The organism is Aerolutibacter ruishenii (genome assembly GCF_007830115.1).
In the GTDB taxonomy this organism is placed as follows: domain Bacteria; phylum Pseudomonadota; class Gammaproteobacteria; order Xanthomonadales; family Xanthomonadaceae; genus Aerolutibacter; species Aerolutibacter ruishenii.
This window is the reverse complement of record NZ_VLKP01000010.1, coordinates 95,913-115,873: the sequence shown is the minus strand read 5'-3', so window position 1 is coordinate 115,873 and position 19,961 is coordinate 95,913. Positions and strand designations below refer to the sequence as shown.

Below are 19,961 nucleotides of genomic sequence, written 5' to 3'. Positions count from 1 at the left end.
TCGCATGCCCCGGCACGCGCCCGCGCTGCAGCCGCCCCAGGTCCAACCGACATGCCCATGACCAAGCAATACGACGCCGCCTACTTCGAGCGCTGGTACCGCGATCCCGCATTGAAGGACCAGGCCATTGGCGGCAGCGCGCGGCTGGCGCGCAAGGTGGCATTGGCCGTGGCCACGGCCGAATACCACCTGGAGCGGCCGATCCGCACCGTGCTGGACATCGGTTGCGGCGAAGGCGCATGGCGGGCGCCGCTGCGCAAGCTGCGCCCGCGCGTGCAGTACCTCGGCTTCGACAGCAGCGAATATGCGGTCGGGCGTTTCGGCAAGCGGCGCAACCTGCACCTGGCCCGCTTCGGCGACTTCGAACACCTGCGGCCCTGTGCGCCGGTGGACCTGCTGGTGTGCAGCGACGTGCTGCATTACCTGGAGACGCGCGAACTCGACCGCGGGCTGCCGGCGCTGGCCGAACTCTGCGGCGGCGTGGCGTTCCTGGAGACCTTTGCCCACGAGGACGGCATCGAGGGCGACACCCATGGATTCAAGCAGCGCCCGGCGCGCTTCTACCGGGAGCGGTTGGGTGCGCTGGGGCTGGCGCCCCTGGGCTCCCATCTGTGGCTCTCGCCGGCGCTGTACGACGACGCGGCTGCCCTGGAAGTATCCGCAGCCGGCTGACCGCGACCCATCCCATGCGCGGGGTCGAGCCGTGGAAACCCGGAAAGCCGCGGGGCCAAGCTTCCCGGTCGTGTGCGCTGCGTTAACGTTTCCGCCATGCCAATCCGTTACGCTGCACTGCAGCATGTTCCGTTGAACAGGGGCGGACCGGATGTTTCTCTACCAGCTTCACGAACTTGGCCGCGCCTGGATGGCGCCGATGACCTACTGGGCCGATGCCGGCTCCAAGATGTTCTCGGCGTCGGGCAGCTGGCTGTCGACCTTGCCCGGCGCGTCGCGCGTCGCCGCCGGCTACGAACTGCTGTACCGCGTCGGGAAGGATTACGAGAAGCCCGAATTTGGCATCCACAATGTCGAGATCGACGGCGTGCCGTACCCGGTGGTGGAACGGGAGGTCATCGTCAAACCGTTCTGCCGGCTGTTGCGCTTCAAGCGCTACACCGATGACGCGGGCAACCTGACCGAACTGAAGGATGACCCCTCGGTGCTGGTGGTGGCGCCGCTATCGGGGCATCACTCGACGCTGCTGCGCGACACGGTGAAGACCCTGCTGCGCGACCACAAGGTGTACATCACCGACTGGGTGGACGCGCGCATGGTGCCGCAGTCCGAGGGCCCCTTCCATCTGGACGACTACGTCGCCTACATCCAGGAATTCATCCGCCACATCGGCGCCGACAAGCTGCACGTGATCAGCGTGTGCCAGCCGACCGTGCCGGTGCTGGCGGCGGTGTCGCTGATGGCCTCGCGCGGGGAAGCCACGCCGCGCTCGCTGGTGATGATGGGCGGACCGATCGATACCCGCGAGAGCCCGACACAGGTCAATGACCTTGCGGCGCAGAAACCGTACTGGTGGTTCGAGTCGCACCTGGTGCATCCGGTGCCGTCCAACTATCCCGGTGCGGGGCGCCGGGTGTATCCGGGTTTCCTGCAACACAGCGGGTTCGTGGCGATGAACCCGGAGCGGCATTTCGAATCGCACTGGGACTTCTACCAGAACCTGGTGAAGGGCGACCTGGACGACGCCGATGCGCACCGCCGGTTCTACGACGAGTACAACGCCGTGCTCGACATGCCGGGCGAGTACTACCTGGACACGATCCGCATCGTGTTCCAGGAGCACCTGCTGCCGCGCGGCCTGTGGGACGTGCGCGGCGAACGCGTGAAGCCCGGCGACATCAAGGGCACCGCGCTGCTGACCATCGAAGGCGAGCTGGACGACATCTCCGGCCAGGGCCAGACGCGCGCGGCGCACAAGCTGTGCACGGGCATTCCGGAAAAGGACCAGCACCACCTGACCGTGCAGGGTGCGGGCCACTACGGCATCTTCAGTGGCCGTCGCTGGCGCACCCAGGTGTATCCCAAGGTGCGGGACTTCATCGCCCAGTACGCAAAGTAGGCGCGCGCGGGCTGCACCGTACACGATCAACGCAGAAGGCCCTGCTTCATACCGGGCCTTCCTGCATCGGGAGCCTCGTGGATCCGGCGCGTCCGACCCGCTGCCGGGTCAGCTGTACTGCGCCGACTTCACCAGCAGGTGCTTCGCCAGGATGCCGTGCAGGCGACCAATGCCACGTGCGATGTGCAAGGTGAGGAACAGCAGCAGCACGCCGGCTACCAGCATCAGCGGCAACATCCACGCCTCGGCCGACGTACCCCAGGCCTGCCCGTCCCAACCCACCAGCTGCCAGCCGGTGTAGTCCACGTGGGCGTCCACCAGCCCGGTCCACACGCCGATGGGTGCGGCAATGAAGGCCAGCGACATCGTCAGCAACGTCACCGCGATGGTGAAGTACGCCACGCCCAGCGGCATCATCGCGACGAAGTACAGCAACGTGCCCCAGATGCGCGGATCGGTGAACAGTTCGGTGATGCGCTGCCGCCACGGCTTGCCGCGGTTGGCGTACAGCGGGCGACGCGGCATGCGTTGCCCCAGCATCACTTCGACGAGGCGGCCTTCGACCAGTGACAGCACCCGCACCGAACCGAGGAACAGCAGCAGCAGCGGGATGCCGATGATCAGCACCAGCAGGCTCAGCGACACCGCCCCGCCGGCCACCACCCAGGTGAAGTAGAAGATGCCGGTGGCGAGCGACAGCAGCATGTAGAACAGCGCTGCATAGGCGCGCGGGTCGACGGCCACGCCAAAGAAGCGACCCAGCAGCGAACGCTGCGGTGGGGCCACCGGGGTGCGCAGCGCGGCCTGCACCTTGACCTCGGTGTCGCGGTAGATGTCGGCCACTTCGTCGGGCGCGCCGTAGCTGCCGGACACCGCGGCGATCACCTCGGCCTCGCTCTTGCCGGGGTTCTCGGCCAGTTCCGAGCGCAGGTATTCCTCCGCGTCGTACAGCGCGTCCTGCACCAGTGACGGGTCGGCGCCCGCCAGGGCCACGCGCAGCCGGTCCAGGTACCCGGGGATGCTGGTGGGCAGGCCACCGGGGAAAGTGCTGTCGGTGTTCATTGCGGTATCCCTTTGAGCACGGAATCGACGGAATCGCGGGTCGCGCGCCACGCGGCGGCCCAGTCACGCAGCGCCTGGTGGCCCGCGTCGGTGAGGCGGTAATAGCGTCGCGGCGGCCCCGCCACGGACGGTTCGACATGGCTGCCCAGCAACCCGGCCCCTTCCAGGTTGCGCAGCACCGGGTACAGCGCGCTCTGCTTGCCACTCAGTACACCGCCGCCGTCGCGCTCCAGGCGCTTGGCGATCTGGTAGCCGTACATCGGCTCGCCGGTCTCGGCCAGGACCGCCAGCAGGGCCAGCGACACCGTGCCGGTGCTCAGCTCCTTCTGGAACTTCCTGAGTTGGGCGTCGAGGTCGGTCATGGTGGGGGTCCACTAGCTTGAAGTGGATACTAGTACCAACTTCGATATAGCGCCCCTGTCATTAGTCATCCGGGGCGAAGGCCATGCCCGGCGCGGCGGCCTCGTCGGCGAGTGGAGGCACGTCTACACTCGGGCCATACCGCCCACGGCCCGCCAAGGAACGACTCATGCGTCTGACGCCTTCCGCACCGCCCACCCCATCTCTCCCCGAATCCACGCAGAGGACCGGACAGCTGCGGATTCGCCAATCGGGGCCTGCCTCTGGCGTGGCGTCACGCGCCTTCGCGCGGCTCGCCCTGTCCGTACTGCTGGCCTGTGCCGTCGCCCCGTTGGCCTTCGCCGCCACGCCGCCCGCCAAGACGCGCAGCACGCAGGAGATCCTGGATGCGAGCAAGCCGTCCGACTGGCGCACGCTGGACCCCGCGCGCACGCTCTACCTGGACCTGGCCACGGGTCGCGTGATCATCGAACTGGCCCCGGATTTCGCCCCCGCGCACGTCGCCAACATCACCACGCTGGCGCACGAGGGCTACTGGAACGGGTTGGCGATCATCCGCTCGCAGGACAACTTCGTCGTGCAGTGGGGCGACCCCAACGCCGAAGACGAAGCCAAAAAGAAGACGATGGGCAGCGCGAAGGCCAAGCTGCCGGCGGAGTTCGAGCGTCCGGCCAAGGGGCTGGCGTTCCGCGCCCTGCCCGACGTGGACGGCTGGTCGCCGCAGGCCGGCTTTGCCGAAGGCTTCCCGGTCGGTCGTGACCCCAAGGCCGGGCGCGCGTGGCTGGCGCACTGCTATGGCGCGGTGGGTGCGGGCCGCAACAACGACGAGGACTCCAGCACCGGGGCCGAACTGTACGTGGTCACCGGCCAGTCACCGCGCCAGCTGGACCGCAACATCACCGTGGTCGGTCACGTGGTGCAGGGCATGGAACTGCTGTCGGTGCTGCCGCGCGGCACCGGCCCGCTGGGCTTCTACGAGAAGCCGGAGCAGTACGCGGGCATCCAGGCCATCCGCCTGGCGCAGGACGTGCCCGTGGCCGAGCGCACGCCGCTGGAGGTGCTGCGTACCGACACCGCGTTGTTCGATGAGCTGGTGGAAGCGCGCCGCAATCGCCGCGATGCGTTCTACAAGCGCCCCGCCGGCCACATCAACGTGTGCAACGTGCTGCTCCCCACGCGTACGCCCAAGGCGCCCTGACCCGCCCTTGCCCGTGCGACACGACCGGATGAACGCCGCGACCAAAGCCGCATCGCGCCGGCGTCGGGGGCTGCCTACCATCGACGCCGACGCGACCGCACACTGACCCGATGCGCCTGGCCTTCTTCGCCGACCTGCACGCCAACCGCGAGGCTTTCGAGGCCTGCCTGAAGCGGCTGCGCAAGGTCGGTTTCGACCGCGCCGTGGTGCTGGGCGACCTGGTGGGCTATGGCGCGGACCCGGCGTGGACGGTGGACACCGTACAACGACTGGTCGATGACGGCGGCGTGGCGGTACTGGGCAACCACGACGAAGCCGCCGTGCGCGGCGGCACCGAACACATGCATGCCGAGGCGCGCGCCGCGGTGGCGTGGACGCACCACCAGCTCGACGACGCGCAACGCGCCTTCCTCGCCAGCCTGCCGCTGTCAGTGGAGGACGAGGACCGTCTGTACGTGCACGCCAACGCGTGGGCGCCCGCCAACTGGGGCTACATCACCGGCGCGCGTGCCGCCACCCAGAGCCTGGCCGCAACCGGCCAGCGCATCACCTTCTGCGGGCACATGCACGAGCCTGCGCTGTACCACACCCGACCCGGCGGGCTGGACGCGGGGCACTTCACGCCGCGAAGCGACTTCCCCATCCCGCTGGCGCCGACGCTGCGCTGGCTGGCCATCCCCGGATCGGTGGGGCAACCGCGCGACGGCAACCCCGCCGCGTGCTGTGGCTGGATGGACACCGAACGCAACAGCCTGACCTGCCTGCGCGTGCCCTACGACCACGAGGCGGCCAGCGCCCGCATCCTGCGCGCCGGCCTGCCACCGGCGTTCGCGGCGCGCCTGGGCGAAGGCCGCTGACATGCCCGTGCGCGTGCAACCGGGCATGCAGATCGGCGGCTTCGAGCTGCTGGGCCCGCTGCACGAAGGCGGCATGGCCACGCTGTGGCGCGTGCGCCACCCCGACCACGCCGACGAACTGCTGATGAAGCTGCCGCGCATCGGCTACGGCGAGGCGGCCACGCACATCGTCGGCTTCGAGGTGGAGCGGATGATCCTGCCGGCGCTGTCCGGCCCGCACGTGCCGCGCTTCATCGCCAGCGGTGACTTCGAGGACCAGCCCTGGCTGGTGATGGAACATCTGCACGGCGACACGCTGCGGCCGTTGCTGGAGCACGCGCCGCTGCCGCCAGCGCAGGTCGCCGAACTGGGCATTGCTGCGGCCACCGCCATCCATGCCGTGCACCAGCAGCACGTGGTGCACCTGGACATCAAGCCCAGCAACCTGCTTCGCCGCGCGGACGGCAGCATCGCGCTGATTGACTTCGGCCTGTCGCACCACGCGCACCTGCCAGACCTGCTGGCCGAGCAGTTCAACATCCCCATCGGCACCGCGCCGTACATCGCGCCCGAGCAGGTGCTGGGCGTACGCAACGACCCGCGCAGCGACCTGTTCGCGTTGGGCGTGACGCTCTACCACCTGGCCACCGGCGAGCGGCCGTTCGGCAACCCGACCAGCCCGGCGGGCCTGCGTCGGCGGCTGTACCAGGACCCGGTGCCGCCGCGCGCGCTGCAGAAGGACCTGCCGCGCTGGCTGCAGGAGATCATCCTGCATTGCCTGGAGGTCGACCCTGACCACCGTTACGCCACGGCCGCACAAGTCGCGCACGCGCTGCAGCACCGTGACCAGGTACCGCTGACCGAGCGCGCCGAGCGTGCGCAGCGGGCCGGGCGCTGGACCCGCCTGCAACGCTGGTGGCGCAGCAAGGGCTACGAGCACGACCCGCGCGGCCGCCCCGGCCAGCAACTGGACGAAGCGCCGCTGTTGATGGTGGCCGTGGACCTGAAACACGACGACCCGCGCCTGACCGACGCGCTGCAACTGGCGCTGCAGCGGGTGCTGTCCACTTTCCCGCAGGCGCGGCTGGCATGCGTCACCGTGATGCGCACGCCGCGCATCGGCCTGGACAGCAACATCGATGCCGAAGGCCGCAACCGCCACGTCAAGCGTCTGCTGGCACTGCGCCATTGGGCGCGACCGCTCAAGCTGGGCGACCGCCCGCTGACCGTGCACGTGCTGGAGCACAGCGACCCTGCCGAAGCGCTGATCGAGTTCGCGCGCAACAACCGCGTGGACCACCTGGTGATGGGCGCACGCGGCATCACCGGCGTGCGCCGGTTGCTTGGAAGCGTCTCGGCGCGCGTGGTGGCCGAGGCGACGTGCACCGTGACGGTGGTGCGCGCGCCCCAGCCGGACGATGGCGCCCCCGCTTAGAACTTCATCCAGAAGCGGGCGAAGTAGCTGGCCCCGTTGATACCGAACTGCACGCTCTCGTAGATGTGGCCGTTGTCGGTCTCGTTCGGGTCCTGCCTGGTCGGGTACACATCGAAGATGTTGGACGCACCGACGGTGAACTTCGCCTTGTCGGTGAAGCTGTAGGTCAGGCTGACGTCCGCCGAGGTCTTGGCGTCGTAGTCCTGGTGCACGCCACCACCGGTCCACGTGCCAAGGGTCTGCTTGCCGAAGTGGATGACCTTCAGGCTCGGCGCCCACTTGCCCCAGGTGTAGTCGAAGCCGGCTACCGCCTTCAGTCGCGGCGCGGCGCCTTCGATGAACAGACGCTCGCGCTCGCTCAGCAGGGTGTCCTCGCGGCCGACCAGTTGCGGCGGCGTGTGCACCTGGGTGATCTCGGTCTTGCCGTAGTTCAGGCCCAGGAAGCTGGCCAGCTTGCCGCCGCCCAGCGCCATGTCGTGCGACACGGTCAGGTCCACGCCGGTGGTGCGGGTGTCCACCGAGTTGAAGAAGAACCGCGCCAGGCCGACACCCAGGTCATCCAGCACCGGGCCGATGTTGGGATCGGTGTTGTCGAACTCGCCGCTGAGCACCACGCGGTCGTCGATCTCGATGCGGTAGGCGTCCAGCGTCACCGACAGGTTGTCGCGCGGCGCCCAGGTCAGGCCCAGCGTGACACTGGTGGACTGCTCCTCCACCAGGTTGGGGATGCCCGCCGCCTGCGCCAGCGCGCTGTCGTTGGGCGCGATGACGATGTCGACCGGCTGCCCGCCAATGAAGTCGGTGATGGTCGAGGAGAAGTACTTCTGCTGCAGCGAAGGCGCGCGGAACCCGGTGCTGACCGAGCCGCGCAGCAGCAGGTTGTCGGTGGCGTGGAACGCCGCCGCCAGCTTGCCGTTGAGCGTGTCGCCAAAGTCGCTGTAGTCCTCGTAACGCACCGCGAACGCGGTCATGAAGCGGTCGGTGACATCCAGTTCGAAGTCGGCGTACAGCGCGGTGCTGTCGCGGCTGCGGTCGGTCACGTCGCCCGGCTGGAAGCCCGGGAAGCCCTGGCTGCCGGCGTTGCCGCCCTCGCCCACGCCGTCCACGTCCTGGTACGACCCCGGTTCGCCGGCGCGGATGCGGTAGCGCTCCTCGCGCGCTTCGGCGCCGAACGCCACGTTCAGGCCGTTGAGCACGCCGTCGAAATAACGCGACACGTCGAAGTTGGCGGTGTCCTGCTCGAACGAGAAGCCACCCGCGTCGAACTCGCTCGGACTGATGCCTGCACCACCGTTGGTCCGGTCGAGGTTGGCGATGGACGCATTGAGCGTGTGGCGGATGGTGTACTCGAACTCGTTGTAACCATGCGTGTACGACACATCCCAGTGCCACGCACCCGCGTCGCCCCGCAGGCCGATGATGCCGTAGCGGTCATCCAGCACGCCGTCGATGAAGGGCACGAAACCGTCGGGATACATCGCCTCGGAATTACGCGACGGGATGTCGTCGCTGCCGATGCCGCCACGCGCCCACGCCGCCGACGAGGCGTCGCGGTTCTGCATGCCCGCGGTGAAGTACACCTCTCCGACCTCGCCCAGCGGCGCGTCGCCGTTGAGATAGACCGTGCGGTTTTCCACCTTGGAGTCGCCGATGGTGCGCAGCGGGTTGAAGTCGGTGGCGCGATTGGAGCGGTCGCGATCCTGCCATTCCCCGGTGACCGACAAGCCGCCGCCCATGGCGAAGCCCACGCCGCAGTACGCCGAAGCCAGCAAGTTCTCGCCATCGCCCTCCGAATACTGCCCCCAACCCAGCACCGCCTCGCAGCCCTTGCTGCGCTTGAGCGCGATGTTCATCACCCCGGCGATGGCGTCGGAGCCGTACTGCGCGGCGGCACCGTCGCGCAGGATCTCGATGCGGTCGATGGCCAGCAACGGGATGGCGTTGAGGTCGGTGCCGGTGTTGCCTCGGTCACGCGCGCCGTAGATGTTGACCAGCGACACGGTGTGGTGGCGCTTTCCGTTGACCAGCACCAGGGTCTGGTCCGAGCCCAGGCCGCGCAGCGCAGCGCCATCCACCAGGTCGGCGCCGTCCGCGCCGGTCTGGCGCGTGGAGTTGAACGAAGGTGCGGTGTACTGCAGCGTCTGCGCCAGGTCGAACTGCGCGCCATGCTCGGCCGCGTCGGACATGGGCAATACGTCCACCGGCACCGGGGTGGTGGTGTCCGAGGTGCGGTCGATGCGGCGCGAACCGATGGTGCGTACAGTCTCGAACTGGGTGACCGCTTCATCCTGGGCCGCGGTTGGCGCGGCCTCCTGGGCGAAGGCGGTGGCGGCAACCGGCAGCGAAAGCGCGAGCGCGACGGCCCGGCACAACGTGGTGCGACGTGCGATGGAAAGCATTGGCGATGTCCCCAAAGTGATGTAACCCCCTGTTACACCCCCAATCTAGCCGGCAAATTCATCGCCCGTCCAATCCCCGTGGCCGGTACCCCCGCAGGCACGCCAGCAAGCGTCGCCCGCTGACGCCGTGACAGCGCCGGACATCCGGAGCAGGCTCAGTCGCCTCCACCGCGCCCGCGGCCCAGCACTTCGTGCTGGAACAGGCACATGCGCAACACGTCGTGGTAGCGCCCGTCGCTGAAGAACTCGTCCACCAGCACCCCCTCGCGGCGGAACCCGGCCCCCTCGTAGACACGAATCGCGCGCGCGTTGTCCACATCCACCAGCAGGTAGAGCTTGTAGAGGTTGAGCATCCGGAACGCGTAGTTGATCGCCAGCCGCGTGGCGACACGGGCATACCCTCGGCCCTGGTGCTCCGGCGAGACCATGATCAGGAACTCCGCACGCCGATGCAGGTGGTCGATCTCCACCAGTTCCACCAGCCCCACCCGCTCGCCGGCCCCGTCCTGGATGATGAAGCGGCGCTCGGACTGGTCATGGATGTGCTTGCGGTACAGCTCTTCCAGTTCGACGAACGACTCGTAGGGCTCCTCGAACCAGTAGCCCATGACGCTGCGGTTGTTGTTGAGCACGTGGACGAAGTGCAGGTCGCCGCGTTCCAGCGGGCGCAGGGTCACGATGGGCGAAGTCCGTTCCATGGCACTACCCTACACCCGCCATGCGGGACCCGGATGACGCCGCATCCGTGCCTCCTGCCGCCACCAGCGCCGACCGTGCATTGCCGTTGCGCTGGCGGACCCGCGGGCCGGCCACGCCATCACGCCGCCTTAGCCAATCGCTGCCTAGCCTGACGGCACCCCACACCGGCGAGTGTTGCCATGCCCCTGCTCCGACTGCGCGTCACTGGTAGCGAGGACGACGTCCGCGCCATCGGCAACCTGCTCACCAGCCTGGACGGCATCGAGCACGTGGAGGAGGTCGGCGACCTGATGCCGCACATGGACGACTTCGATTCGAGTTCGGCCGGGCTCAGCGACGTCAGCGGACCCGACATGCACGAGATCGAAATCGACGCCCCAAACCTGTCCACGGCGCAGAAGGTGCGCGAGGCGGTGGAGGCGCTGGCCTTCGAACTGGACGTACTGGTGGAGTTCGAGGAGGAGGACGAATAGCCCTGACCATCGGCGCATGCGGTGCGCCGTTGCTCCGGCTATCCTCGGGCAGTCGCGGCCCTGCCGCCTGTCCGAGTCCCCCATGCGCAATTCGCTCCTGCCCCTGACCGCGGCCGTACTGGCCGCCTCGCTCGCGACCGCCTGCCAGCCCTCTACCCCGCCTGCTCCCGCCACCGACACCGCGACCGCGTCCGCCACCAACGTGCAAGTGGACGAACAATTCGCCGAGCTGTCCAAGCGTTGGCTCGATGGCTGGCTGCCACTCAACCCGGTGGCGGCCACCCAGATCGGCGACCATCGCTTCGACGACCAGCTCGATGACCTCAGTGCCGCCGGCCGGCAGAAGGCCACGGATTTCAGCAGGCGCTTGCTGGCCGAACTGGACGCGCTGGACGCCTCCCGACTCTCGCGCGAGAACCAGATCGACGCGGCCATCCTGCGCAACCAGCTGCAGGCCGACATCTGGAGCATCGAGACATTGCAGGCCTGGGCCTGGGACCCGCAGGCCTACAGCGGCCTGGCCGGGGGCGCGATCTACAACCTGATGGCGCGCGAATTCGCACCGATGCCGCAGCGGCTCAACGCAGCCGCGGCGCGCATGGAGAAGATCCCCGCACTGTTCCAGCAGATGCGCGAGAACCTGGACCCGGCGCGCGTGCCGAAGATCCACGCCGAGACCGTGGCCAGGCAGAACGCGGGCGTGCTGAGCCTGATCGACACCTTCATCACGCCCAACGCCGGCCAGCTCAAGGGCGCCGAGCGCAAGCGCCTGGACGATGCCGTGTCCACGCTGCGCAAGGCCGTTGCCGAGCAGCAGGAGTGGCTGGACAAGACCCTGGTACCGGCGGCCAAGGGCAACTTCCGGCTGGGCCAGACCCTGTACGACGAGAAGCTGAAGTTCTCTCTCAATTCCTCGCTGTCGCGTGCCGAGATCAAGCAACGCGCCGAGGCCGAGATGACCCGCGTGCGTAACGAGATGTACGCCATCGCCCAGCAGGTGCTGAAGGACGAGCCGAACGCACCTTCGTTGGCGGACAAGCCCGATGCCGCGCAGCAGCAGGCTGCCATCGAGGCCGCGCTGGAACTGGCCTACGCCGAGCGCCCGGCGCGCGACAAGGTGGTCGACTTCGCCAAGCAGACGCTGGCCGACGCCACCGCCTTCACCCAGGCCAAGGACCTGGTCACCGTGCCCGCCGACCCGGTCAAGATCATCCTGATGCCGGAGTTCCAGCGCGGCGTCGCGGTGGCCTACTGCGACTCGCCCGGCCCGCTCGACAAGGGATTGGACACTTATTACGCGATCTCGCCGATTCCGGATGAATGGTCGCAGGCGCAGGTGGACTCGTTCCTGCGCGAATACAACAACCGCATGATCCACCTGCTGTCGATCCACGAGGCGATGCCGGGGCATTACCTGGAAGGCGCGCACTCGGTGCAGAACAAGTCGACCCTGCGCGCGGTACTGCGCTCGGGCCTGTTCGCCGAAGGCTGGGCGGTGTACACCGAGGACGTGATGGCCGATGCCGGGTACATGGACAACGACCCGCTGTTCCGCCTGGTGCAGCTGAAGTTCTACCTGCGCACCATCTCCAACGCGATCCTCGACCAGGGCGTGCACGTGGACAACTGGACCCGCGAACAGGCGATGGAGCTGATGACCAAGGGCGCGTTCCAGCAGGAACGCGAGGCCGCGGGCAAGTGGGTACGCGCGCAGCTCACCAGCGCACAGCTGCCGACCTACTTCGTCGGTGCGCAGGAGCACTTCGACATGCGCAAGGCGGTGGAAGCGGAGGAAGGCGCCAACTTCAACGCCAAGCGCTACCACGATGCGGTGCTTTCCTACGGCGCGCCACCGGTGCGCTTCGTGCGGCAGATGCTGCTGGACGAACCGATCAAGTGATCCGGAGGCAGCGCCCGTCAACATCCGGTGACTCGAGCGGCGACCTGTTCGCCGCTCCACCCGCGGATCGCGCTGACCATCCCGCACCGTCCGCGGATGGGCCTGCCCGCGGCGCTCCGCCCATCCGTGTCGGCATCGGCGGCTGGGTGTATGCGCCGTGGCGCGACAACTTCTACCCCAAGGAACTCGTGCAACGGCGCGAACTGGAGTTCGCCAGCCGCCATGTCACCGCCATCGAAATCAACGGCACCTACTACGGCACGCAGAAGCCGGAGACCTACGCCAGGTGGGCGGCGGAGACGCCGGACGGCTTCGTGTTCTCGGCCAAGGCGCCGATGCGGATCATGCAATCCAGGGCGCTGGCGAAGACCGGGCCGCAGGTGGAGGACTTCCTTGGCGGCATCGCGGCACTGGGCGATCGGCTTGGACCAATCGTGTGGCAGTTCGACAGCGGCGTTCGCTTGCAGCGCGACGACTTCGAGGCGTTCCTGGCCCTGCTGCCGACGCGGGCCCACGGCCGCCGCTGGCGCCACGTGCTGGACGTGCGCGACCCCGCGTTCGTCGATGCGGGGTTCATCGCCCTGGCCCGACGCCACGGCATGGCCACCGTGTTCACCGATTCGGACGAGTACCCGTCCTTCGCCGATGTCACCGCGGATTTCGTCTATGCGCGGCTGATGCGTTCACGGCCCGGCGAGGCCACCGGCTACCCCGCCGGTGAACTGGATCGCTGGGCCCGACACGCGCGCACCTGGGGCGGTGGCGGGCAGCCCGAGGACCTGCCCTGTCTCTCCAATGACGCGCCTCCCGAGGTACCGCGGGAGGTGTTCGTCTACTTCATCAGCGCCGCCAAGGAACGCAACCCGGCTGCAGCGATGGCCCTGCTGCAGCGGCTCACTTCGCTGCGCGTTGGCTGATCGCAACGCTGCCCAGGATCAATGCGCCCGCGATGCCCATGGTCAGGGTCAACGGCTCGCCAAGCAGCAGCCACGCCCACGCCACGCCGAACACCGGGATCAGGTAGGTCACCGTCGAAGCGCGGCTGGCGCCGATGCGCGCGATCAGCCGGTAGTACATGACGAAGGCCGCGCCGGTGCAGACCACGCCGAGCATCGCCGCCGAGAACCACGACGCCGCGGGGATCGGCGCCTGCGGCCAGGTGGCCACCGCAAACGGCAGGGTCAGCAGCGCGGACACGCCGAGCGTAGCCGAGGCCACCGCCGCCGCCGGCAGACCGGTCAGGTGGCGGCGCACCAGGTTGATGCCCAAACCGTAGAGCAGCGACGCACCAGCGCCGGCCGCCACTGCCCAGCCGATACTGGCCCCGGCCACCTTGCCACTGGCCAGCACCACCACACCCGCAAAGCCGACCAGCAGCGCCGTTGCCCGCCGCGAGCCGATCTTCTCGCCGAAGAACAGGAAGCCGACCAGCGCGGTGAACAACACCGTCATCGCGTTTGCGATCGCACCGATGCCCGCCGGGGCGCGTTGTGCCGCCCACGCGAACAGCATGAACGGCACCGCCGAGTTGATCGCGCCAATGATCGCCAGCCTGGGCCATAACCGCGCCGGGAACTGCGCACGGGCGCGCCACAGGAACGGCAGCAGCACCAGCGAACCCAGCGCCAGGCGCACCTCCACCAGCGGCATCGCGCCGAAATGCGGAGCCGCCACGCGCATGAACAGGAACGAGGCCCCCCAGATGGCGCCGAGCAGGCCGAGCTCGAGCGGGGTCAACCAGCCGCTGGCCGGATGGGTGTCGAGGGCAGGGACCGCGACGCTGTTCATGGGGAGGCTCCAATCTGACTCTTGTCGAGCGGACATTGTCCTATCGCGCGCGTCAGCCACAAGCGCATACTTTCGAGGTCAGACACAAACCAGATTTGAGGCTCAGATGGCCCTGCGATCGGACTGGCTCCCAGCCTTGGCGGCGTTCGAATCGGCCGCTCGCCACCAGAACTTCGCCCACGCCGCGGAGGAGCTGCACCTGACCGCCAGCGCGGTCAGCCACCACGTGCGCAAGCTGGAGAGTCGGCTGGGCACAGTGCTGTTCCAGCGGCATGCCCGCGGCGTCTCGCTCACCGCCGAGGGACGGCAACTGGCCGATGCCGCCGGCAGCGCGCTGGCCGACATGGAGGAAGCCCTGCGCCAACTGCGCACCGCACGCCACGACACCGAGCGCGTGCGCATCACCACCCTGCACTCCTGGGCCCACGCTTGGCTGTTGCCTCGCCTGCCGGATTTTGCCGCCGCACATCCCGAGATACGCGTCAACATCGACACCGAAATCGCCCTGACCCGTTTCGACGAAGGCGGCCCGGACCTGGGCGTGCGCCACGGTCCCGGCCATTGGCCAGGACTCACCGCGCACCCGCTGATGACCGAATCGCTGTTTCCCGTGGCCGCACCCACCTTGCCGGGCTTGGCGGAGGTGACCGAACCGGCACACGTCGCGCGACTCCCGCTGGTGTCCGACCTGGGGCGCCAAGGCTGGCCCGACTGGTTTCGTGCCGCGGGCGTGCACGGGGTGGACACCGACGCCCGCTACGTCTTCAGCGACTCCACGGACGCATTGGAAGCCGCCGCACGCGGCTTGGGGGCCATGCTCGCGCGCGAAAGGATTGCGACCGATTACCTTGCCAGCGGCCGGCTGGTGCCTCTGCCGGGCCCGGCACTACCGGCCCGATGGAGTTACTACGTCGTGTACCCCTCGCACCGGCGCGTGCGCCCCGCCGCGCGCGCCTTTCTCGACTGGCTGACCGCCCTGCCCACGAATTGACCGCCGCTCGGCGGCGCAGCCCTCGGCGTGGCTCACGCGCTCGCCACGCCGGATGGTTCGAGCCCGTCCCCCAGCACGATCAACCCCTCGCGGACGGAGATTTCCAGATCCTGCGCCAGGATGCGGTCCAGCGCGGCGGTGTCCACCACGTTATCGATGCAGACCCAGCAGTTGCGCCCCTTCCGCTTGCCCAGGTACAAGGCCGCGTCGGCCAGTTGCACCAGGCGCTGCCACGGTACGTCGCTTTCGCCGCCCACCGCGCGCGGATAGACCACCGCGCCAACGGTGCAGGTCACGTCCAGCACGCGCTGGTCCGGCAGCGTGAAAGGCTGCGTCGCCACCACGGTACGGATGCGCTCGGCGATGTGGTGCGACTCGCCGGCATGCGCCAAGCGCGCGAGCAGCAGGAACTCCTCACCGCCCCAGCGCACCAGCAGGTCGGAGTCGCGCGTGACCGCCTTGATGCGCTGTGCGAACTGCTTCAGCACCGCGTCGCCCGCGTCGTGGCCGTGACTGTCGTTGATGCGCTTGAAATGGTCGATGTCGAACAGGCACAGCGCGATCGACTGCCCGGTACCTTCCTGCTGCGCGCGTTTGACGAGGTTGATTTCCCGCTCGACGTGGTGCTCGAAGTGCCGGCGGTTGTGCAGCCCGGTCAGGCCATCGTGCACGCTCATCGACAGGAATTGCCGTGCCAGCCTGCGGTCGTGCCTCAGCCGCAGGGCGATCACCAGGAGCACCAGCAGCAGGATGGCCACCACTGCCGCCGTCAACAGGCGCTGTCCGCGCAGCTTGTCCTGCTCCGCGCGCTTGAGTGCCTGCTCCTTTTCCAGCAACTGGCCGTTCAACTTCGACTCCAACTGCAAGCGGCTGAGCTCGGCACGCGAGGCCGCCCGCATAGAACTCTGCTTGAGCTGGGGCTCCAGCTTGGCGACGAACAGCCCGTGCAACCGCTCCATGCCGGCCTGCCGCCAAGCCGGCTGCGGCAGGTCGGCCATGCGCTTGAAGATGTCCAGGCTGACTTCCAGAGGCGTGTTCTCGGCCAGGTCGCGGCATGGCGCCAGTTGCGCGGTCCCGTTCAACTTCGCCTTGATCAACTCCTGGTAGCACGCCAGGTAGGCGGTATCCATTTCGCTGCTCGCGGGAGCCGCGCGCGAAGCCGCGAGCCATGCGCGAGCCTGTGACGTGCGCCCCAGCTCCGTCGCGGACAGGGCGGAGAACACCAGCGCGGATTTCCGCAATTCGCGGTTGCGCGGATCCAACCGGCCAAACCAGTGCAACGCCCGGGCGTAATCCTGCAGATGCAGCGCATGCGCCACTCCGGCGTTGTACTGCGTCAGCGCGATGACATCGTCGAAGTACGCCGCCGCGTCCGGCCGTTCCGCCTTGAGCTTCCTGAAACGCGCAATGGTCTCCACCTGCAGCGCCACGCCTTTCTGCACGTACTCGCGGTCGCCGTGCATCACGTACAACGTGGCCGTGTTCAGGGTGACATCGTTCAGGGTTTCCGGACTGGCATGCTCCGCCAGCGACAGCGCCTGTTCGTAACTGCGGAAGGCGCCGGCAACGTCGCCGGCCGCGGACTGCACCCAGGCCGCGGTGGACAGGACCTGTACCGCCAGATTGACTTTACCGGCGGCCATGGCGTCGGCATGCACGTCCAGCATCCCCTGGATGCTGCCGGCCGGGTCGCGTTCGTCCGCCGCGGCGCAGACAAAGCGGTACTCCAGATGGAAGGCCTGTGGTGCCACCTCGCGGCAGGCCACCACCACCTCGGCGTTGGCTCCATTGGCGTAGTGCTCGAATGCACGCTCACTGACCAGCTGGTAGCGCCGCACGGGGCTGTCGGCCGCCTCAAGTTGCCGCTGCAGCCAGTCGATCCGCTGCGGATAGGTCAGCGCCTCGAAGTCAGCGGGAAAGCGTGGCTGGCGACGCAGCGCTTCGGCGGTCACGGGCGTGTCCGCGGCCATTGTCCACGGTGCCGCAACCCCCAACAGTGCTGCGATCACCCATGTTGGCCAATGCATGGCCCGATCGTAGGCAGCTCGCCCCGCGGGCGTCAATCGCGCCTTGCCAGCGGCGATGGTCGATAATGCCGCCCATGCCCATGACCCCTGCCGCCAAAGCCCAGTTACAGATCCACTTCTGCGTGTTGTTGTGGGGTTTCACCGCCATCCTCGGCAAGCTGATCACCCTGCCCGCGTTGCCGCTGGTGTGGTGGCGCATGGTGCTGGTGGTGCTCGCCCTGGCGCTGGTGCCGCGTGTCTGGCGCGGGTTGCGGGCAATGTCGGGCCGGCTGATCCTGGTCTATTCCGGCATCGGCGTACTGGTCGCCCTACACTGGCTGACCTTCTACGGCTCCATCAAGCTGTCGAATGCCTCGGTGGGGGCCACGTGCATGGCACTGGCCACCGTGTTCACCGCCCTGGTCGAACCCTGGCTGGCCGGAACCCGCTTCTACAAGCGCGAACTGATCCTGGGCATCGCCGTGCTCCCGGGCGTGGCGCTGGTGGTGGGCGGCGTGCCCCCGGACATGCGACTGGGGATCGCCGTGGGCGCGTTGTCGGCACTGTTCGTGGCGCTGTTCGGCTCGCTCAACAAGCGCATGGTCGAGCACGGCGACCCGCTCACCGTCACCGCACTGGAACTGGGTGCCGGTGCACTGACCCTGACCTTGCTGGCCCCGGTGATGCCGGCCATCTTCCCCGCCTTCGCCGGCGACCTGTTCGTCATGCCCTCCACAAGCGACGCGCTCTACCTGCTGGTGCTCGCCATGGTGTGCACACTGTTGCCCTTCACCCTGTCGCTGGTGGCACTGCGCCACATGAACGCCTTCGCCGCGCAGATGGCGGTGAACATGGAACCGGTGTACGCCATCCTGCTGGCGATCGTGCTGCTGGGCGAGCAGCACGAGCTGACCCCGCAGTTTTATCTGGGTGTGGTCATCATCCTGGCGGCGGTGTTCGCACAGCCACTGCTCAACCGCCTGGCCAACCGCCACCCCGTGGAACACCCGGAGGTGCTGGGCACCGCCGAGGCCAAGCACGTCGCCGACTGACCGGTTTCGTGGCAGGCTAGGCGCCGACACCCGCCACTACGGCAGCCATGTACCTCGAGTATTACGGCCTCAGGGAACCGCCGTTCTCGATTACCCCCGACCCGCGCTTCGTGTTCCTCAGCGAGCGCCACCGGGACGCCTTGGCGCACTTGCTGTACGGCATCGGCCAGGGTGGCGGCGGCGGCTTCGTGCAGTTGACCGGCGAGGTCGGCACCGGCAAGACCACCCTCTCGCGGCTGCTGCTGGAACAACTGCCCGACAACGCGCGCGTGGCGCTGGTGCTGAACCCACGCCTGAGTCCGGTGGAACTGCTGGAAACCATCTGCGAGGAACTGCACCTGGACCTGGACGGCAGGCGCGGCAGCCTCAAGCAACTGGTCGACCTGCTCAACCGCTACCTGCTGGAGGCATACGCGCAGGGCCTGCGCGTGGTGCTGATCATTGACGAAGCGCAGAACCTGTCGGTGGATGCGCTGGAACAGGTCCGCCTGCTGACCAACCTGGAAACCGACACGCAGAAGCTGCTGCAGATCATCCTGCTGGGCCAGCCCGAACTGCGCAGCATGCTGGCGCGCGAAGACCTGCGCCAGCTCGCGCAACGCATCACCGCGCGCTTCCACCTGACCCCGCTCAGCACCGCCGAGACCGATGCCTACCTGCGCCACCGCTACAAGGTGGCCGGTGGCCAGCGCTTCCCGTTCACCGAGGCGGCCACGCGGCGCATCCACACCTGGTCGCGCGGCGTGCCACGTCTGACCAACGTCATCGCCGAACGCGCGCTGCTGGCCGGCTACGCGCACGACGAGAGCATGATCGGGCCGAAATGGGTGGATGCGGCGGCCACCGAGGTCCTGGCGACTGCGGCACCGCGCGGCCGACGCTGGCCGATGGCCTTGGCCGCGGGTGTGGCCGTGCTCGCCATAGGGACCGCCGCGTGGCTGTGGCCGCGCACCCAGGCCGCCACGACGATTGACGCACGGCGGGATGCCGCGCCGGTCCCGACCACGCGTCGAAACGGCGCGGACTTGCCGGCGGCCGACCTCCACAGCAAGACCGGCAGCCGCATGCCCGTCACCCGGGCACAGCAGCTGGACGCCACTGGCCTGACGCTTGCGATTGCCAACATGGCGGGGGCGCCATCGCAGGCATGGCGTCCCCTGCTGCAGGCGTGGTCGCAACCTGCCATCGACGTCGATGCCGCAGCCGCCTGCCCACCACAGCTGGGCAACGGCCTGCGCTGCCTGCAAGGGACGGGCAAACTGGACACCCTGGTCGCACTCGGCCGCCCGTTGATGCTGAAGCTGCAGGCCGATGGCCACACCGCCTGGGCCGCATTGCTGGGGGCCGACGCCGTGCGCCTGCGGCTGCACCTGGGCGCGCGCATCGTGGACATCGACCGCATCGCCCTGGACCGTGTCTGGCGCGGCGAGTACGCCGCGTTGTGGCGCGCGCCCGCACCGGTGCAGCCCCCGTTTACTGGCGGCCAGTACGGACCCGGCGTGGACTGGATCCACGCCCGCCTGCAACCCGCCTACACCGGGCCGGCCGTGCTGGACGCGGCAATGGCCGACGCCATCCGTGCTTTCCAGGCAACGCGCGGTATCGTCGCCGATGGCGTGGTGGGTCCACAGACCCTCATGGCCCTGGCCGCACGCGACCCCGGTCCGCGCCTGCGCACCGTGCTGGAGTAA

At 68.4% G+C, this 19,961-nt stretch carries 17 protein-coding genes; 11 read left to right on the top strand and 6 right to left on the bottom strand.

Annotation, left to right across the window (positions count from 1 at the left end; all coding sequences use genetic code 11):
* Positions 1-57 precede the first annotated feature (57 nt).
* Positions 58-672, top strand: a complete 615-nt coding sequence (locus IP93_RS12235; protein WP_144816111.1) for a class I SAM-dependent DNA methyltransferase — start codon at positions 58-60, stop codon at positions 670-672.
* Between the two features lie 151 nt (positions 673-823).
* On the top strand, positions 824-2,071 hold the full coding sequence (locus IP93_RS12230; protein ID WP_144816109.1) for a polyhydroxyalkanoate depolymerase: 1,248 nt from the start codon (positions 824-826) through the stop codon (positions 2,069-2,071).
* Positions 2,072-2,179: 108 nt separating this feature from the next.
* Here the strand turns inward: IP93_RS12230 and IP93_RS12225 are convergent, their stop codons facing one another.
* The gene (locus IP93_RS12225) at positions 2,180-3,133 is read right to left on the bottom strand and encodes a sensor domain-containing protein (protein ID WP_144816107.1); all 954 of its coding nucleotides are present in this window, start codon (positions 3,131-3,133) and stop codon (positions 2,180-2,182) included.
* Positions 3,130-3,495, bottom strand: a complete 366-nt coding sequence (locus IP93_RS12220; protein ID WP_144816106.1) for a PadR family transcriptional regulator — start codon at positions 3,493-3,495, stop codon at positions 3,130-3,132. The genes IP93_RS12225 and IP93_RS12220 overlap by 4 nt, the downstream gene beginning before the upstream one ends.
* A gap of 266 nt (positions 3,496-3,761) precedes the next feature.
* Between IP93_RS12220 and IP93_RS12215 the strand changes: the two genes are divergently transcribed.
* From IP93_RS12215 to IP93_RS12205, 3 genes are all read left to right on the top strand, one after another.
* Complete coding sequence (locus tag IP93_RS12215) at positions 3,762-4,691, top strand: peptidylprolyl isomerase (protein ID WP_425480048.1); 930 nt, start codon at positions 3,762-3,764, stop codon at positions 4,689-4,691.
* 110 nt (positions 4,692-4,801) lie between these two features.
* The gene (locus IP93_RS12210; RefSeq protein WP_144816103.1) at positions 4,802-5,548 is read left to right on the top strand and encodes a metallophosphoesterase family protein; all 747 of its coding nucleotides are present in this window, start codon (positions 4,802-4,804) and stop codon (positions 5,546-5,548) included.
* A gap of 1 nt (position 5,549) precedes the next feature.
* Positions 5,550-6,962, top strand: coding sequence for a serine/threonine protein kinase (locus IP93_RS12205; RefSeq protein WP_144816101.1), 1,413 nt, complete (start codon positions 5,550-5,552; stop codon positions 6,960-6,962).
* On the opposite strand, the gene IP93_RS12200 is transcribed toward IP93_RS12205, so the two are convergent.
* Both IP93_RS12200 and speG read right to left on the bottom strand, forming a co-directional pair.
* Entirely contained in the window at positions 6,959-9,361 is a 2,403-nt protein-coding gene (locus tag IP93_RS12200; protein WP_144816099.1) for a TonB-dependent receptor plug domain-containing protein, read from the bottom strand. The two genes, IP93_RS12205 and IP93_RS12200, sit on opposite strands and share 4 nt — an antisense overlap.
* Positions 9,362-9,516: 155 nt before the next feature.
* Positions 9,517-10,059: a spermidine N1-acetyltransferase gene (gene speG / locus IP93_RS12195; protein ID WP_144816097.1), complete on the bottom strand. Its 543-nt coding sequence runs from the start codon at positions 10,057-10,059 to the stop codon at positions 9,517-9,519.
* 180 nt (positions 10,060-10,239) lie between these two features.
* On the opposite strand from speG, the gene IP93_RS12190 reads away from it, so the two are divergent.
* The 3 genes from IP93_RS12190 (at position 10,240) to IP93_RS12180 (ending at position 13,350) form a co-directional block, all read left to right on the top strand.
* A complete protein-coding gene (locus IP93_RS12190; RefSeq protein WP_144816096.1) occupies positions 10,240-10,533 on the top strand; it encodes a hypothetical protein in 294 nt (97 codons plus the stop codon).
* An 82-nt stretch (positions 10,534-10,615) separates the two neighbouring features.
* Positions 10,616-12,433 (top strand): DUF885 domain-containing protein, encoded by a 1,818-nt coding sequence (locus IP93_RS12185; RefSeq protein WP_144816094.1) that lies wholly within the window; start codon positions 10,616-10,618, stop codon positions 12,431-12,433.
* Entirely contained in the window at positions 12,430-13,350 is a 921-nt protein-coding gene (locus IP93_RS12180) for a DUF72 domain-containing protein (protein ID WP_425480047.1), read from the top strand. Before IP93_RS12185 ends, IP93_RS12180 begins: the two co-directional genes overlap by 4 nt.
* On the opposite strand, the gene IP93_RS12175 is transcribed toward IP93_RS12180, so the two are convergent.
* On the bottom strand, positions 13,328-14,221 hold the full coding sequence (locus IP93_RS12175; protein ID WP_144816092.1) for a DMT family transporter: 894 nt from the start codon (positions 14,219-14,221) through the stop codon (positions 13,328-13,330). The genes IP93_RS12180 and IP93_RS12175 overlap by 23 nt on opposite strands.
* Positions 14,222-14,327: 106 nt before the next feature.
* Here IP93_RS12175 and IP93_RS12170 point away from each other — a divergent pair, with 106 nt between their 5' ends.
* Positions 14,328-15,212 carry a LysR substrate-binding domain-containing protein gene (locus IP93_RS12170; protein WP_144816091.1) on the top strand — a complete coding sequence of 295 codons (885 nt, stop codon included), beginning with the start codon at positions 14,328-14,330 and terminating at the stop codon, positions 15,210-15,212.
* Between the two features lie 32 nt (positions 15,213-15,244).
* Here IP93_RS12170 and IP93_RS12165 read toward each other — a convergent pair whose 3' ends face one another.
* Positions 15,245-17,239, bottom strand: a complete 1,995-nt coding sequence (locus tag IP93_RS12165; protein WP_144816089.1) for a GGDEF domain-containing protein — start codon at positions 17,237-17,239, stop codon at positions 15,245-15,247.
* Positions 17,240-17,313: 74 nt separating this feature from the next.
* Here IP93_RS12165 and IP93_RS12160 point away from each other — a divergent pair, with 74 nt between their 5' ends.
* Both IP93_RS12160 and IP93_RS12155 read left to right on the top strand, forming a co-directional pair.
* Positions 17,314-18,270 carry a DMT family transporter gene (locus IP93_RS12160; RefSeq protein WP_144816087.1) on the top strand — a complete coding sequence of 319 codons (957 nt, stop codon included), beginning with the start codon at positions 17,314-17,316 and terminating at the stop codon, positions 18,268-18,270.
* Between the two features lie 47 nt (positions 18,271-18,317).
* Positions 18,318-19,961: an ExeA family protein gene (locus tag IP93_RS12155; protein WP_144816085.1), complete on the top strand. Its 1,644-nt coding sequence runs from the start codon at positions 18,318-18,320 to the stop codon at positions 19,959-19,961.

Bases quoted from the DNA above. Each gene is read 5' to 3' on its own strand.
- IP93_RS12185 (WP_144816094.1), top strand. From the start codon at position 10,616: ATGCGCAATTCGCTCCTGCCCCTGACCGCGGCCGTACTGGCCGCCTCG.
- IP93_RS12235 (WP_144816111.1), top strand. From the start codon at position 58: ATGACCAAGCAATACGACGCCGCCTACTTCGAGCGCTGGTACCGCGAT.
- IP93_RS12175 (WP_144816092.1), bottom strand. From the start codon at position 14,221: ATGAACAGCGTCGCGGTCCCTGCCCTCGACACCCATCCGGCCAGCGGC.
- IP93_RS12220 (WP_144816106.1), bottom strand. From the start codon at position 3,495: ATGACCGACCTCGACGCCCAACTCAGGAAGTTCCAGAAGGAGCTGAGC.
- IP93_RS12170 (WP_144816091.1), top strand. From the start codon at position 14,328: ATGGCCCTGCGATCGGACTGGCTCCCAGCCTTGGCGGCGTTCGAATCG.
- IP93_RS12225 (WP_144816107.1), bottom strand. From the start codon at position 3,133: ATGAACACCGACAGCACTTTCCCCGGTGGCCTGCCCACCAGCATCCCC.
- IP93_RS12165 (WP_144816089.1), bottom strand. From the start codon at position 17,239: ATGCATTGGCCAACATGGGTGATCGCAGCACTGTTGGGGGTTGCGGCA.
- speG (WP_144816097.1), bottom strand. From the start codon at position 10,059: ATGGAACGGACTTCGCCCATCGTGACCCTGCGCCCGCTGGAACGCGGC.
- IP93_RS12155 (WP_144816085.1), top strand. From the start codon at position 18,318: ATGTACCTCGAGTATTACGGCCTCAGGGAACCGCCGTTCTCGATTACC.
- IP93_RS12230 (WP_144816109.1), top strand. From the start codon at position 824: ATGTTTCTCTACCAGCTTCACGAACTTGGCCGCGCCTGGATGGCGCCG.
- IP93_RS12160 (WP_144816087.1), top strand. From the start codon at position 17,314: ATGCCCATGACCCCTGCCGCCAAAGCCCAGTTACAGATCCACTTCTGC.
- IP93_RS12190 (WP_144816096.1), top strand. From the start codon at position 10,240: ATGCCCCTGCTCCGACTGCGCGTCACTGGTAGCGAGGACGACGTCCGC.
- IP93_RS12210 (WP_144816103.1), top strand. From the start codon at position 4,802: ATGCGCCTGGCCTTCTTCGCCGACCTGCACGCCAACCGCGAGGCTTTC.
- IP93_RS12200 (WP_144816099.1), bottom strand. From the start codon at position 9,361: ATGCTTTCCATCGCACGTCGCACCACGTTGTGCCGGGCCGTCGCGCTC.
- IP93_RS12205 (WP_144816101.1), top strand. From the start codon at position 5,550: ATGCCCGTGCGCGTGCAACCGGGCATGCAGATCGGCGGCTTCGAGCTG.